The organism is Shewanella sp. ISS20, from assembly GCF_056522965.1.
This window is the reverse complement of sequence record NZ_JAWRZK010000001.1, coordinates 3,014,947-3,029,517: the sequence shown is the minus strand read 5'-3', so window position 1 is coordinate 3,029,517 and position 14,571 is coordinate 3,014,947. Positions and strand designations below refer to the sequence as shown.

The window sequence follows — 14,571 nt, the reverse complement described above, 5'->3', positions numbered from 1 at the left end:
CTTATTGCTCCTTGACAGTAGTGCGAATATCCACAAAATGACCGGCCACAGCAGCGGCCGCCGCCATTGCTGGGCTCACTAAATGAGTGCGACTACCACGCCCTTGACGCCCTTCAAAATTGCGATTACTGGTAGAGGCGCAGCGATCGCCACTTTCAAGCTTGTCATCATTCATGGCTAAACACATGGAGCAACCCGGTAAGCGCCACTCAAAGCCAGCGTCGATAAAAATCTTATCTAGACCCTCGGCCTCAGCTTGGGCTTTTACTTGCCCAGAGCCCGGCACAACGATGGCGCTAACCCCTGCGGCCACTTGCTTGCCTTTAGCTTCCAGCGCCGCGGCGCGTAAATCTTCAATGCGCGAATTAGTGCAAGAGCCAATAAAGACTTTATTAATGGCGACCTCACACATTGAGGTGCCTGGCGTTAAGCCAATATAATCAAGCGCCTTTTGCATAGTGGCGCGCTTAGCTTCATCTATTTCAGCCCTAGGATCTGGCACTAGGCCATCAATGGCGACCACTTGCCCTGGATTAGTTCCCCAAGTTAATTGCGGCGCGATATCGGCGGCATTTAAGCTAATGCAGGCATCAAAGCGAGCATCGGTATCTGAGTGCAACTTAGACCAAGCCGCCACGGCCTCAGTCCATTGTTCACCTTTAGGAGCAAATTCGCGCCCTTCTAAATAGGCAAAAGTCGTGGCATCTGGGGCTATCATGCCCGCCTTAGCGCCCATTTCTATCGCCATGTTGCACACAGTCATGCGCCCTTCCATCGACAAGGCGCGAATGGCTTCGCCGCAAAACTCCACCACATAGCCAGTGCCACCTGCGTGCCCAAGCTTACCTATGATGGCTAACACCAGATCTTTAGCGGTGATCCCAGCGCCTAGCTGACCCGTGACTTCAATCTTCATGGTTTTAGCGGCTTGCTGGCGCAAAGTTTGCGTAGCTAACACATGCTCAACTTCACTGGTGCCTATACCAAAAGCTAAAGCACCAAAGGCGCCATGGGTGGCAGTATGGGAGTCACCACAAACAATCACAGCGCCGGGTAAGGTAATGCCAAGCTCTGGGCCCATGACGTGCACTATCCCTTGATTGGGATGATGAATGTCATATAAGCGAATGCCAAACTCGCGGCAATTGTCAGCTAAGGTATCCACTTGAATGCGCGCTTCGCTGCTTAAGGCATCAAGGCTAGCGCTGCGGGTCGAGGTATTATGATCCATAGTGGCAAAGGTTTTGTGGGGCGCGCGAACGCGTCGCCCTGTCGCCTTAAGACCAGCAAAGGCTTGCGGCGACGTCACTTCATGCACTAAATGCCTATCGACATATAAAATGGCAGCTTCGCCAGCAGGTTCTGCCACTAAATGCTGCTGCCAGACTTTGTGATACAGTGTTTGCGCCATTAGTGAGCCTCCTTAATCGCTTGAGCAATAAAATCACCGACTTGCGCCGTGTTATAGCTTTGGCCATGCTGCGCCAATTCACGGGTAACTACGCCTTGTTGCAACGCCTTGGTCACGGCCGCTTCTATGGCAAGAGCTGCGGCTTCTTGCTTTAAGCTATAACGCAGCATCAATGCCGCCGACAAAATTTGTGCTATGGGGTTAGCAATGCCAAGACCTGCAATATCAGGGGCGCTGCCACCCGCAGGTTCAAACAAACCAAAGCCAGTACCATTGATGGAGGCGGATGCCAGTAAACCCATGGAGCCAGTAAGCATGGCCATTTCATCGGAAATAATGTCGCCAAATAAGTTGGAGCACAGCATCACATCAAATTCATCGGGGCGGCGCAGCAACTGCATAGTGGCGTTATCTATGTAGATGTGTTCAAGGGTCACGTCCGGATAATCCACGGCGACTTCTTCTACCACTTGGCGCCACAGCACTGAGGTAGTAAGCACATTGGCCTTATCGACCGACGTCACTTTGCCGCGACGATTACGCGCCGTGTCAAAGGCAATTTTGGCAATGCGGCGAATTTCACGGCGACTATAGCGCATGGTATCAAAGGCTTCTTCCGCGTCGCCTGCGCCTTGGCGGCCTTTAGGCTGGCCAAAATAAATGCAGCCTGTTAGCTCACGCACACACATAAGATCAAAGCCGCGCGCTGAGATATCGGCGCGCAGTGGCGATAATGACTCAAGCCCTAGGTGCAATTTTGCTGGGCGTAAATTACAAAAGAGCCCAAAGTGGGCGCGCAGTGGCAGCAAGGCGCCGCGCTCTGGTTGCTGCAAAGGTGGCAAGCCTTCCCACTTAGGGCCGCCAACAGAGCCAAATAAAATGGCGTCACTGGCTTGGCAACCTTTAAGTGTGGCCTCTGGCAGCGGCGTGCCATGATTGTCGATGGCGATACCGCCAACATCATACGCACTGTACTCAATATCTAGGCCAAACTTAGCTTCCACTGCGGTCAAGACTTTACGTGCCTCCGCCATCACTTCTGGGCCAATGCCATCACCAGCTAATACTGCTATTTGATAACTCATACAGTTCCCATCTCCCTGTGTTCTTGAATTCGTTGTTTTTGGCTGGCGACCATATCGGCCCGCCAAATTAAGTTCATCACATGAATTAATGCCTGCGCCGAGGCCTCAACCACATCTGTGGCTAAGCCGACACCATGAAAATTCTGGGCTTGATAGCGCGCGCTAATATCCACTTGCCCCAAGGCATTTTGACCTTCGCCTTTAGCGCTTAACTTGTAGCTGTTTAATTCAATTGGCCGACCACTGGCAGCGGCGATAGCTTTATAGGTGGCATCGACTGGGCCGACGCCTTCAGCGCTGGTTTGCACTAATTGCGCGCCGCACATCAAATCAATAGTTGCAGTGGCAATACCCGCCTTAGTATTTGAGGTCACTTGCAACTGGGACAGCGCAAAATGGTCATCACTTTGCTGGCGAGCGCCAATAAATACCAAGGCTTCTAAGTCATAATCAAACACTTGGCCCTTTTTATCGGCAAGCTTTACAAAGGCGTCATACAAGCTATCGAGGTCATAATCACTGTCTTGATAACCCATTTCTGTCATGCGATGTTTAATCACATGCCGACCTGAGCGCGAAGTCATGTTCAGGTTGTTGCGACTTAAACCTATGCTCTCTGGCGTCATGATTTCATAGGTGTTTTTGGCTTTTAACATGCCGTCTTGATGTATGCCCGATGAATGCGTAAAAGCATTGCTACCGACAATCGCTTTATTGGCTTGCACTGGCATATTGCACAGCTGGCTCACCAACTGCGAGGTGCGATGGATTTCTTTAGCATTTATCTGCGTACTCAGCCCAAGCAAGTCTTTGCGGGTGGCTAAGATCATGGCGATTTCTTCGAGCGAGCAGTTGCCCGCGCGCTCACCTATGCCATTGACTGTGCACTCAATTTGGCGCGCGCCTTGCTGCACCGCCGCGATTGAGTTGGCTACAGACAAGCCTAAATCGTCATGGCAATGCACTGAAATAATGGCTTTATCTATGTTGGGCACTCGATTAAACAAGGTGTGAATAATCCCAGAAAATTCCGATGGCACTGTATAACCCACGGTATCTGGAATATTAATGGTTTTGGCACCGGCGTTAATCGCCGCCTCCACCATGCGGCATAAATGATCTATCGGCGTACGGCCCGCATCCTCACAAGAAAATTCCACATCATCACTAAAGCGTCTGGCATATTTGACCGCATGCACCGCCATGGCGAGCACATCATCAAAGCTGCGTTTCAGCTTACTTTCCACATGGATAGTAGAAGTTGAAATAAAGGTATGAATTCGAAACTGTTCCGTGTCCTTTAACGCTTCTGCCGCGGCATCTATGTCTTTTTCCAAGGCGCGGGCTAAGGCGCAAACCCGGCTATTGCGAATTTGGCGCGCTATGGTTTGCACTGAATGAAAGTCTCCTGGCGATGACACAGGAAAACCCACTTCCATCACATCCACACCTAGACGCTCAAGTGCCAGTGCTATCTGCAATTTCTCATTGACCGACAAACTGGAGGCTAACGCCTGCTCGCCATCGCGTAATGTGGTATCAAAAATGATGACCTGGTTAGACATAGCACTCTCCATCTAGCTGTAATCTTTATCGTTAGTAGCCCGCGGCGGAAAAAAAAACCCCGCTAGGCTGGCGGGGTTTAGTGAGGAGAATATTTCATCTTGGTAGCACTAAACGCTCCGCGCAGTCATTGCGAGAATCAGTAGGCTAAGGAGTAATAAAATATTCACACTCGGCATTAGATTAAGTCCGTGGTAGCAGGCACCTAACTATCAGCGCGCGCCTAAATAAAAACCATTGAATAGTTTTTAACCTGCGAAGCTATTAAGTGTCAAGCCTCATTTTTTTCATCTTGTTTACATAACTACGCGGATATCAGCATTTGTCGCAACAATGATGCGCGGCGTGAATGATCTAAGCACCGGGAGTGCGGGGTTAATGCTAATGGTGACGTTTATCCGCAAAGGAGCCTGTTAGTTGGAATTTGCAAGAGAGGTGCCTCTCTTGCATTGATAGTCTTTAACTTATTGTTTTCGACTAATGGCTTTTAACTACTTGGCGCAGGCCTTAAAGCAGAATTGAGTGGTAAGCTATTCGCCGCTGATAAAGGCGGTGATTTCATCGAGGAAGGCGTCACCAAAACGTTCAAGTTTACGCTGGCCCACGCCATTCACCGCGAGCATTTCAGCCGCTGTGGTTGGGATCATCGCCGCCATTTCAGCTAAGCTCGCATCGTTAAACACGAGATACGGCGCCACATCATGATCTTCTGCCAGTCGGCGCCTTAATACTTTAAGGCGCGCAAATAGGCGTCTGTCATAGTTAAGCGGCGCTTTAGCGCGAGTGCTGCGTTTAACTGGCGCAGTAATGATGATCCTAGGCTCAGCCAGCATCAAAGTTTGATCGCCTTTTAAAATGGGGCGCGCGGGCGCATTCAGCCGCAGGCGTGAGCCGCGAGTCACATCTTGACTGGCCAAACCTAAATGAATGAGCTGGCGTATGATACTGAGCCAATACTCATGGCTCTTGTCTTTACCTATGCCCCAGGTTGAAAGCTTATCGTGGCCTCTATCTAATACTGACGCCGCCTTGGAGCCGCGCAGCACTTCAATCACGTGATTAATTCCAAAGCCCTGATTTAAGCGGTAAATACACGACAATACTTTTTGCGCATCAAGGCTGGCATCAAATTGGGTGGGTGGATCTAAGCAGATATCGCAGTTACCACAAGGCTCACGTGCGCTTTCATCAAAATAATGCAATAGCACTTGGCGGCGGCAAGTCTGCGCTTCGGCAAAGGCCGCCATAGAATTAAGCTTGTGATACTCCACTTGCTTTTGTGGGCCTTCTGGCAACTGCTCCACAAAATGGCGCACCCGATTAATATCGGCGGGATCAAACAGCATAAAAGCTTCGGCATCTAAGCCATCACGGCCACCACGACCAGTTTCTTGATAATAAGCTTCAATGCTTTTTGGGATATCGTAATGCACCACATAGCGCACATTGGATTTATTAATGCCCATACCAAAGGCGACGGTAGCTACTACTATCTCCACCTGATCTTTTAAGAATTTATCTTGTACCTGCGCGCGCTCCTCTGGCGTTAAGCCTGCATGATAAGCGGCGGCATTAAAGCCTTGCAGCCTAAGGCGCTGCGCCACTTCATCTACCCGTTTGCGACTGGAGCAATAAACAATACCGTTAGCCCCCGCTTGCCCACTAATATACTGCTTTAACTGATTGGCAGCATTGAGTTTTTCTGCCACTGTATAGCGAATATTGGGGCGATCGAAACTCGATAATGAAATAAATGGCGCTATGTTCAAGCGCTGACAAATACTAGTGCGAGTGGCTTGATCGGCGGTGGCAGTAAGCGCCATTAACGGCACTTGCGGGAAGGTTTGCTTTAAAATGCCAAGCTCAGCGTATTCTGGGCGAAAATCATGGCCCCACTCGCTAATGCAATGGGCCTCATCAATGGCAAATAAGCGCACATGCCAATCATTCAAGCGGCTCAGAAAATCCCCTTGCAGTAAGCGCTCGGGAGACACGTACAGCAAGGTCAATTCGCCTTGGCGCAATTGCCTAAAAATATCGGCAGCCTGCTCACGGGGCAGTGAAGAATTAAGATAGGCGGCAGCAACGCCAGACTGTAGCAAGCTATCGACTTGATCTTTCATCAAGGAAATTAACGGTGAGACCACAATCGTCAGCCCGCCTAACATTAAGGCCGGCACTTGATAGCATAAGCTCTTACCGCCACCTGTAGGCATGACGACTAAGCTGTCTTGGCCCGCTAGCGCCGTCTCTATGACTTGCTTTTGACCTGGACGGAATTCTCGGTAACCAAATACTTGCTGTAAACAGCCTTGTGCTGGGTCAAACGTCGCTGCTAGTTGCTGCTCTTGCATGCTATCTCAGGGCCAATAATCAGGCGGACTATTCTAAATGACCGCACAGCATCTGTCTTGTGTTAAGCGTTGCCACCCGCATCTAATGCTGACAAACCTAGGCTATCCTCATACAATTGCCGGCCACCCTCTCCTACGAACCCTCGAATGAACGAACAAGAAAATCGTAAAGGCATAATGCTCGCCATTGCCGCCTATAGCATGTGGGGATTCGCCCCGTTATATTTCAAATTACTGAGTGACGTTAGTCCGACCGAAATTTTACTGCACAGGATCATCTGGTCATTTGTGTTTATGTTGCTGGTATTGATAGTGACAGGTGGCGCCGTCAATATTCGCGCCGTGCTTAAACGGCCAAAACAACTCGCCATTTTAACGGTAACCTCAACCTTAATTGCTGGTAACTGGCTGTTATTTATTTGGGCGGTTAACAATAACCATATGCTGGATGCAAGCTTAGGTTATTACATAAACCCGTTACTCAATGTGCTGCTTGGCATGGTGTTTTTAAGTGAACGCCTGCGGCCACTGCAATGGGTTGCGGTCGCCCTCGCATCCCTTGGGGTGCTAGTGCAACTGATTTCGTTTGGCTCCATCCCTATTGTATCGATTGCCTTAGCCGTATCTTTTGGGGTGTATGCTCTACTGCGCAAAAAGGTCAATATCGATGCTAAGAGTGGCTTATTTTTAGAAACCGCGATTTTAATGCCAGTGGCACTAGCATATTTAGCTTGGATGCCAGCCAATGGTAGCGCCAGCATGCTAACTAACTCATGGGATTTAAATCTGTTACTCATGGCGGCCGGTATTATTACGAGCCTACCGTTATTATGCTTTGCCGGCGCTGCGGTGCGCATTCCACTGAGCGTACTCGGGTTCTTCCAATACATAGGCCCAAGCATAATGTTTGCTTTAGCTGTGCTTTATTTTGGCGAAGCCTTCATCCTAGAAAAGAGTGTGACCTTTGGCTTTATCTGGTGCGCGCTGATGGTTTTCACCTTCGATATGGCTAACAATCGGCGCCAGCGCCAACATGCTCATACCGCTACCACTACCACTAAATAATGACCGATGGGTTAAGTTGTGTTGAGTTAACGATTTAAGACCTCAGCCTTGATGCCCACTAAGCCCACTACCGTGGGCTTAGTGGGCATCAAGATTTACACTTCACGCGAATAAATCGAGCGCCAAAATTTTAGATCGGCGTTGATAGTTATACAGCTGCTTTTTCTTTTCTGGCAAAGCTTCAACTTCTTGCAGCGCAAAACCATGCTCAAGAAACCAGTGAATGCTGCGGGTGGTCAGCGCAAATAAGCGCCTATACCCTCGCGCCCGCGCTTGGTTAATGATGGTATTGAGCAGCAAGGCGCCGCGATCAGCATCGCGATAATCAGGGTGCACCACTAGGCAGGCAAACTCACCAGCGTTATCTTCTTCAAACGGATATAGGGCGGCGCAGCCAATGATCAAGCTATCACGCTCAACTACCACAAACTGCTCTATCTCCATTTCTAGCTGTTCGCGAGAACGGCGTACTAACACCCCTTGCTCTTCCAATGGGCGAATTAAGTTAAGTACGCCGCCAATATCACTAATGTCAGCACGCCTTAATTTTTCAGCACTTTCGGTGACGATTTGAGTACCTATGCCATCGCGCGAGAATAACTCCTGCAGCAAAGCGCCGTCAGTTAAGTAACTCACCAGATGGCAGCGACTCACCCCTTGGCGACAAGCATCAATACTGGCGTGTACAAAGGCGCGGGTGGAGGGGCACAACTGCTGATGCGTTTGCTGTAAATAGCCTTGAGCCAAGTTCGGCATAATTTCAGGGATAAGCTCGCTGGCTTCATTCATGAGCCCAGGTAACTGACAAAACCCTATCATCTTGTCAGCCTTAAGCTTAACCGCCACTTGGGTGGCAATATCTTCGGCGGTGAGATTAAAACTTTCACCAGTGACAGAAGCGCATACCGGCCCCATCAGCACTATGTTGCCTTGATTTAATTGACAATGCAGCGCTTCGGTATCAATTTTTCTGACCTTACCGCTAAGGCAATAATCCACGCCGTCATCCACGCCAAGCGGCTGAGCTATCACATAATTGCCGCTGACTAAGTTGATATTAGCGTGCTGCATCGGGGTGTTATTGAGACTCATGGATAAACAGGCCGAAATATCTAGCATTAAGGCGCCGGCCACCTGTTTGATGACTTTTAAGCACACCTCATCGGTAATACGTATGCCGTGGTGATAATCACAGCGCATGCCGCGCGTAGCAAGCTCAGCTTCAATCTGTGGGCGCGCGCCATAGACAATCACCATCTTGATCCCAAGACTGTGCAGCAGCGCTATATCATTGATGATGGCGCGAAATTCGCCTTCTAAAATCGCCTCGCCGCCCAGCATCACCACAAATGTCTTCCCACGGTGGGCATTGACATAAGGCGCCGAATGACGAAAGCCGGCCACTAATTCACTCACAAATGATGACACTGTTAACTCCTTCCAACAGAATAACTACTCACGCAATACTAATGAATTGTTATTCACAAATAAAGAATTTTAATGCAGATGGTTACAGTATTGGTGAATTAGTTGTCGCTGGGAATGAAATTGAAGCAAAAAAAAAGCCCCTTAATTAAAAGAGGCTTTTTAAAAGTCGCTAATCAAATTACTTGATTTTAGCTTCTTTGTAGATAACGTGCTGACGGATAACAGGATCAAATTTCTTGATTTCCATTTTCTCAGGCATGTTACGCTTATTCTTTTCAGTAGTGTAGAAGTGACCAGTCTTAGCACTTGATACTAATTTGATCTTCTCACGATTACCTTTAGCTTTAGCCATGGTCTATTACACCTTCTCGCCGCGGGCACGAAGTTCAGCAACAACTACTTCGATACCTTTCTTGTCGATAATACGCATACCTTTAGTAGATACACGTAATTTAACAAAACGCTTTTCTTCTTCAAACCAAAAACGATGGTTTTGCAGGTTTGGTAAAAAACGACGACGGGTCGCGTTTTTTGCGTGCGAACGGTTGTTACCAACCATTGGTCGCTTGCCAGTTACTTGGCATACTCTTGACATGTCAATCTTCTCCAAAAAACAAATTTAACGCTCGAGCATTAATGTGCATCGAATGGCCGTCGCCCGAGGCACACGAAGGGCGCATTTTATACAGCATAGACGAGGAAAGATCAAGCAATAGTTATGCTATCCATCCTCGTTCTGCAAACGACACTATGTCACGATCCCCAACAACCATGTGGTCTAGCAAGGTTACGTCTATCGTTGTTAACGCGTTTTTCAATCGCTCAGTAATTCGCCTATCTGCCTGACTGGGCTCGGCGATACCAGACGGGTGATTATGGCAAATGATGACAGCAGCGGCTTGCTTTTCCAACACTAAGGCCACCACATCTCTGGGGTAGACAGACGCTGAATCTATCGTTCCACGAAATAATTCTACAAACTGAATTACTCGGTGCTGACTGTCGAGCAATAAGATGGCGAACACCTCATAGGCGCGATCTGCCAATTGTCGCATTAAATATTCCCGAGTTAAATCAGGATTTGACAAAATCTGACTTCGATGCAGTTTTTCTCGGGCGATGCGACGAGAAATTTCTGCCGCCGCCTGCAACTGCGCGTATTTTACCGATCCCATCCCCGGAAGTCGACACACCTGCACCTGTGTTGCGCAGAATATTGCCCTTAAACCGCCAAAATGTGTCAATAATTGTCGTCCAAGGTCGACTGCGCTGGTGCCAGGCAGACCATTTCGCAATAAAACGGCTAATAATTCAGCATCCGACAGCGACTGCGGTCCCGCTTTTTGTAATTTTTCTCTGGGACCTTCACCTTCAGGCCAATCTTTTATGGTCATAGCTTACCCAAAACGCTCTTTATATAAACTCAAGTATGGTTGAATTATCACTAGCTGCGTTTCGCCCTGTGCGTACACCGCGATTTTGCACGCCAAGTATCCCAATCGCCTTCAGCTTTGTGATAAGGTTAGCGCCATACATTGCAGCGCGAGAGACAGTGCGTGAGTCTGAGTAATAAGAAAATTCTGTTAGGTATCGGTGGCGGTATCGCGGCCTATAAGAGCGCCGATCTAGTGCGACGCCTCAAAGAGCGTGGCGCCGAAGTGCGAGTCGTCATGAGTCAAGGGGCGAAAGAATTCATCACGCCACTGACCTTACAAGCCTTAAGTGGTCATCCAGTCGCTAGTGATTTACTCGATCCTGCCGCAGAAGCGGCTATGGGCCATATTGAATTGGCGCGTTGGGCCGATTTAATGATTATCGCCCCAGCCACGGCTAATTTAATTGCGCGCTTTAATGCTGGCATGGCCGATGAGCTGATTACTACTTGCGTATTAGCAACCTCAGCGCCTATCGCCTTGTGTCCGGCCATGAATCAGCAGATGTATATTAACGCCGCGACTCAGGCCAATCTCAGCAATTTACGCCAACGCGGCATCCATTTATGGGGACCGGCGAGCGGCTCGCAAGCTTGCGGAGAAATTGGCCCTGGGCGCATGCTCGAGCCATTAGAAATTGCTAAGCAGGCCGAAGTCTTTTTTGCGCCGCAATTATTAGCTGGCCAAAAGATTATGATTACTGCTGGGCCAACCCGCGAAGCGATTGACCCAGTACGCTATATTTCAAACCACAGCTCAGGCAAAATGGGTTATGCCCTCGCGCAAGCGGCGCAAGCCATGGGCGCAGACGTGACCTTAGTTAGTGGCCCGACGCAATTAGCTACACCTAGCGGAGTGACGCGCATTAATGTCGAATCCGCCGATGACATGCTCAGCGCTGTGATGGCTGACATTGCCAAGCAGACCATTTTCATTGGTTGCGCCGCCGTTGCTGACTATCGCGTGGCTGATATTGCCACCCAAAAGGTCAAGAAATCATCAAGCACTATGGCGCTTGCACTAGTGCGCAATCCTGATATTTTGGCCAACGTCGCCGCCCTTGACAACAAACCATTTTGCGTGGGATTTGCAGCAGAAACCCAAGATGTTGAGCACTACGCGAAAGGCAAACTGACCGCCAAGCGCCTCGACATGATAGCGGCCAATGATGTCTCAGTGGCAGGACTAGGCTTTAACGCTGACAGCAATGCGCTGCAGGTGATTTGGCCCACAGGCCAGCAAGCCTTACCCGCAACCGATAAATTAACCTTGGCCCAGCAATTACTGACGCTAATTGCCACCCACAAACATGCTTAACTAGACTTAGCCGGATACTAGCACCCCATGAAAACACCGATTGAAGTAAAGATCCTTGATTCCCGTATCGGCACCGAATTTGAGCTTCCCGCTTATGCCACGCCAGGCAGTGCCGGCATGGACTTACGTGCCATGATTGATACTCAGTTGACCATAGAGCCAGGACAAACGGTACTTATCCCAACAGGCATCGCCATTCATGTGGCAGATCCAGGCTTAGCCGCCGTGATTTTACCGCGCTCTGGCCTTGGCCATAAGCACGGCATTGTCTTAGGCAATTTAGTCGGACTGATTGATTCTGATTACCAAGGCCCATTAATGGTGTCGTGTTGGAATCGTGGCAACGAGCCATTCATCCTCCAAGTGGGTGATCGTTTAGCACAATTAGTGTTTGTCCCTGTCGTGCAAGCCGAGTTTAAATTGGTGGATGAGTTTGATAGCTCAGATAGAGGCATTGGTGGGTTTGGCCATTCAGGCACCCGATAACCTGTTCAGTTGTTAACGAGCGAAGGATACTGCCCATGGCTGTTAGCCAAAAAATTAATCGGCGCGACCACATACTTCAGTGCTTAGCACACATGTTAGAAACCCATCCAGGCCAGAGGATCACTACCGCTAAATTAGCGGCTGAAGTGGGTGTGTCTGAGGCCGCGTTATATCGCCATTTTCCCAGCAAGGCGAGAATGTTTGAAGGCTTAATCGACTTTATTGAAGACTCTTTGCTGTCGCGCATTAATATCATCATGGATGAAGAAAAAGACACTATGCGCCGCTGCCAACAGACCCTACAACTGTTGCTCATTTTTGCTGAACGTAATCCTGGCATTTCGCGCCTGCTCAATGGCGATGCACTGTTAGGTGAACATGAACGCCTTCGCAGCCGCGTAAGTAACTTATTTGCCAAGATTGAAACCCAGTTAAAGCAAATTCTGCGGGAAAAAACTTTGCGCGAAGGCCAAGGCTTTAATTTAGATGAGGCCATTTTAGCCAATTTATTACTGGCCTTTGCTGACGGCAGAATTGCCCAGTTTGTGCGTAGCGAATTTAAATTAAAACCTACCCATCACTTTGATGAGCAGTGGATTTTCATTCAGCAGCAATTGCTACAAAGCTAAGCGCATAACGCACTATCGATAAGGCGGGTCCAGTATGGATACCCGCTTTTTTTCAAGTCACTCTCCCTAAGCCAACCTAGCCCCTAGATAACCAAGTTAAGCGACAGCCCTAACTCTGCGGCGGCACCTAGAACAGCGAATACCCGACTAAGTTAATCGGTTTTTTTATCCGCCAAAGAGTATGAATTGACGGCATTTCAAGGTATTCTCACCAGCCCAAGTCGCTCGCTACCACTTAAAAAATGAGTGTAGTCGAGATGGGTTCGCAATTGATGTTGGAGGAAACATGGCACTCTCAGACGCAGCACGCAAAGTGCAAACGGCATTGTTAGAACGTGGGTTAGAAACCCCGATGCTGCCCTCAGTTCTGTCTGCTGACGTTCGTAAAGATAAGATTGAACAGCACATGCGCTCAATCCTCGAATTAATGTCGCTAGATTTAAGCGATGACAGCCTAGCTGACACCCCAAGACGCATTGCCAAGATGTATGTCGATGAGATTTTCTCTGGCCTAGATTATGCTAACTTTCCAAAAATCACTGTCATCGAAAACAAAATGCAGTTTGATGAAATGGTGCGCGTGCAAGATATCAGCATGACTAGCACTTGTGAGCATCATTTAGTCACTATCGATGGCGTGGCGACTGTGGCTTATTTGCCGCGTAACAACATCATAGGGTTATCGAAAATTAATCGCATAGTGCGCTTTTTTGCCCAGCGGCCACAAGTGCAAGAGCGCTTAACTCAGCAAGTTTTAGTGGCACTGCAGACCTTGCTTGAAACTCAAGATGTCGCGGTAAAAATGGATGCCGTGCATTACTGCGTTAAATCCCGCGGCGTGATGGACTCCACCAGCTCCACCACTACCACGGCTTTAGGCGGAATTTTTAAAACTAACCCTGCCACCCGCGCCGAGTTTTTGCACCCCTAAGCCTGCGCATAATGCCAGTCAGCAGGCACAACATGCTGAACTATGCGCGGCGCGTAAAAAAGCCTAAGACACCACATCTTAGGCTTTTTAGTTTTTACTTGAACCGACCCGACTTAAAGGCTTATGCGGCGCTGCGGACTCATAATGTTGTCCAGCAGCGACGTCGTTTCTGGCCGTTTTTGCTATCGCATTAAATACCGTATTGCTGTCGATACTCACTTACCGCCGCCAGCTCAGTTTCCATGCCTGGCTTTTCAGACAAATAACCAATCAAGTCAGCCAAGGTAATAATCGCAATCACGGCGCAGCCATAATCACGCTCGACTTCTTGAATGGCCGATAACTCGCCCTTGCCTTTCTCTTGTCTATCAAGGGCAATCAGCACACCAGCTAAACTTGCGTTATGAGCTTGAATAATATCCATCGACTCGCGAATGGCAGTACCAGCGGTGATCACATCATCCACCAGCATCACTTTACCGGTTAACTCGCTGCCCACTAATGAACCGCCTTCACCGTGATCTTTCTTCTCTTTACGGTTAAAGCAATACGGCATATCAACATCGTGATGCTCAGCTAACGCCACAGCGGTGGTGGTTGCAATTGGAATGCCTTTATAGGCTGGGCCAAACAGCAAATCATAATCAATGCCAGCATCCATTAAGGCGGCGGCATAAAAGCGGCCAAGACGGGCTAAATCACGGCCAGTATTAAATAAACCGGCATTAAAGAAGTACGGGCTGTGGCGACCTGACTTTAAGGTAAACTCACCAAATTTCAACACCTGACGCTCAAGGGCAAATTCAATAAACTCTCGCTGATAAGCTTTCACTCGTAATCCTCACGTTACTTTGGGTATCTGTTTTTTT

At 48.9% G+C, this 14,571-nt stretch carries 14 protein-coding genes; 5 read left to right on the top strand and 9 right to left on the bottom strand.

Annotation, left to right across the window (positions count from 1 at the left end; genetic code table 11):
- Position 1: 1 nt before the first annotated feature.
- From leuC to recQ, 4 genes are all read right to left on the bottom strand, one after another.
- Positions 2-1,411, bottom strand: coding sequence for a 3-isopropylmalate dehydratase large subunit (gene leuC / locus AC1HDP_RS13805; protein ID WP_479639179.1), 1,410 nt, complete (start codon positions 1,409-1,411; stop codon positions 2-4).
- Positions 1,411-2,496, bottom strand: coding sequence for a 3-isopropylmalate dehydrogenase (leuB, locus tag AC1HDP_RS13800; RefSeq protein WP_479639178.1), 1,086 nt, complete (start codon positions 2,494-2,496; stop codon positions 1,411-1,413). Before leuB ends, leuC begins: the two co-directional genes overlap by 1 nt.
- On the bottom strand, positions 2,493-4,061 hold the full coding sequence (gene leuA, locus AC1HDP_RS13795) for a 2-isopropylmalate synthase (protein ID WP_479639177.1): 1,569 nt from the start codon (positions 4,059-4,061) through the stop codon (positions 2,493-2,495). Before leuA ends, leuB begins: the two co-directional genes overlap by 4 nt.
- A gap of 528 nt (positions 4,062-4,589) precedes the next feature.
- Entirely contained in the window at positions 4,590-6,413 is a 1,824-nt protein-coding gene (gene recQ / locus AC1HDP_RS13790) for a DNA helicase RecQ (protein ID WP_479639176.1), read from the bottom strand.
- Positions 6,414-6,560: 147 nt separating this feature from the next.
- On the opposite strand from recQ, the gene rarD reads away from it, so the two are divergent.
- Positions 6,561-7,478: an EamA family transporter RarD gene (gene rarD / locus AC1HDP_RS13785; RefSeq protein ID WP_479639175.1), complete on the top strand. Its 918-nt coding sequence runs from the start codon at positions 6,561-6,563 to the stop codon at positions 7,476-7,478.
- Positions 7,479-7,580: 102 nt separating this feature from the next.
- On the opposite strand, the gene argA is transcribed toward rarD, so the two are convergent.
- The 4 genes from argA to radC form a co-directional block, all read right to left on the bottom strand.
- Positions 7,581-8,906 carry an amino-acid N-acetyltransferase gene (gene argA / locus AC1HDP_RS13780; RefSeq protein WP_479639174.1) on the bottom strand — a complete coding sequence of 442 codons (1,326 nt, stop codon included), beginning with the start codon at positions 8,904-8,906 and terminating at the stop codon, positions 7,581-7,583.
- A gap of 178 nt (positions 8,907-9,084) precedes the next feature.
- Positions 9,085-9,258 (bottom strand): 50S ribosomal protein L33, encoded by a 174-nt coding sequence (rpmG, locus tag AC1HDP_RS13775; RefSeq protein ID WP_007651290.1) that lies wholly within the window; start codon positions 9,256-9,258, stop codon positions 9,085-9,087.
- Between the two features lie 6 nt (positions 9,259-9,264).
- The gene (gene rpmB, locus AC1HDP_RS13770) at positions 9,265-9,501 is read right to left on the bottom strand and encodes a 50S ribosomal protein L28 (RefSeq protein ID WP_140930315.1); all 237 of its coding nucleotides are present in this window, start codon (positions 9,499-9,501) and stop codon (positions 9,265-9,267) included.
- Between the two features lie 121 nt (positions 9,502-9,622).
- Positions 9,623-10,300: a RadC family protein gene (radC, locus tag AC1HDP_RS13765; protein ID WP_479639173.1), complete on the bottom strand. Its 678-nt coding sequence runs from the start codon at positions 10,298-10,300 to the stop codon at positions 9,623-9,625.
- Between the two features lie 162 nt (positions 10,301-10,462).
- Here radC and coaBC point away from each other — a divergent pair, with 162 nt between their 5' ends.
- From coaBC to folE, 4 genes are all read left to right on the top strand, one after another.
- Positions 10,463-11,656: a bifunctional phosphopantothenoylcysteine decarboxylase/phosphopantothenate--cysteine ligase CoaBC gene (coaBC, locus tag AC1HDP_RS13760; protein WP_479639172.1), complete on the top strand. Its 1,194-nt coding sequence runs from the start codon at positions 10,463-10,465 to the stop codon at positions 11,654-11,656.
- 27 nt (positions 11,657-11,683) lie between these two features.
- Positions 11,684-12,142, top strand: coding sequence for a dUTP diphosphatase (dut, locus tag AC1HDP_RS13755; protein WP_479639171.1), 459 nt, complete (start codon positions 11,684-11,686; stop codon positions 12,140-12,142).
- Positions 12,143-12,177: 35 nt separating this feature from the next.
- On the top strand, positions 12,178-12,771 hold the full coding sequence (gene slmA / locus AC1HDP_RS13750) for a nucleoid occlusion factor SlmA (RefSeq protein WP_140930311.1): 594 nt from the start codon (positions 12,178-12,180) through the stop codon (positions 12,769-12,771).
- Positions 12,772-13,057: 286 nt separating this feature from the next.
- Complete coding sequence (gene folE / locus AC1HDP_RS13745; RefSeq protein ID WP_140930310.1) at positions 13,058-13,702, top strand: GTP cyclohydrolase I FolE; 645 nt, start codon at positions 13,058-13,060, stop codon at positions 13,700-13,702.
- 190 nt (positions 13,703-13,892) lie between these two features.
- Here folE and pyrE read toward each other — a convergent pair whose 3' ends face one another.
- Positions 13,893-14,534, bottom strand: a complete 642-nt coding sequence (pyrE, locus tag AC1HDP_RS13740; protein WP_140930309.1) for an orotate phosphoribosyltransferase — start codon at positions 14,532-14,534, stop codon at positions 13,893-13,895.
- Positions 14,535-14,571 lie beyond the last annotated feature (37 nt).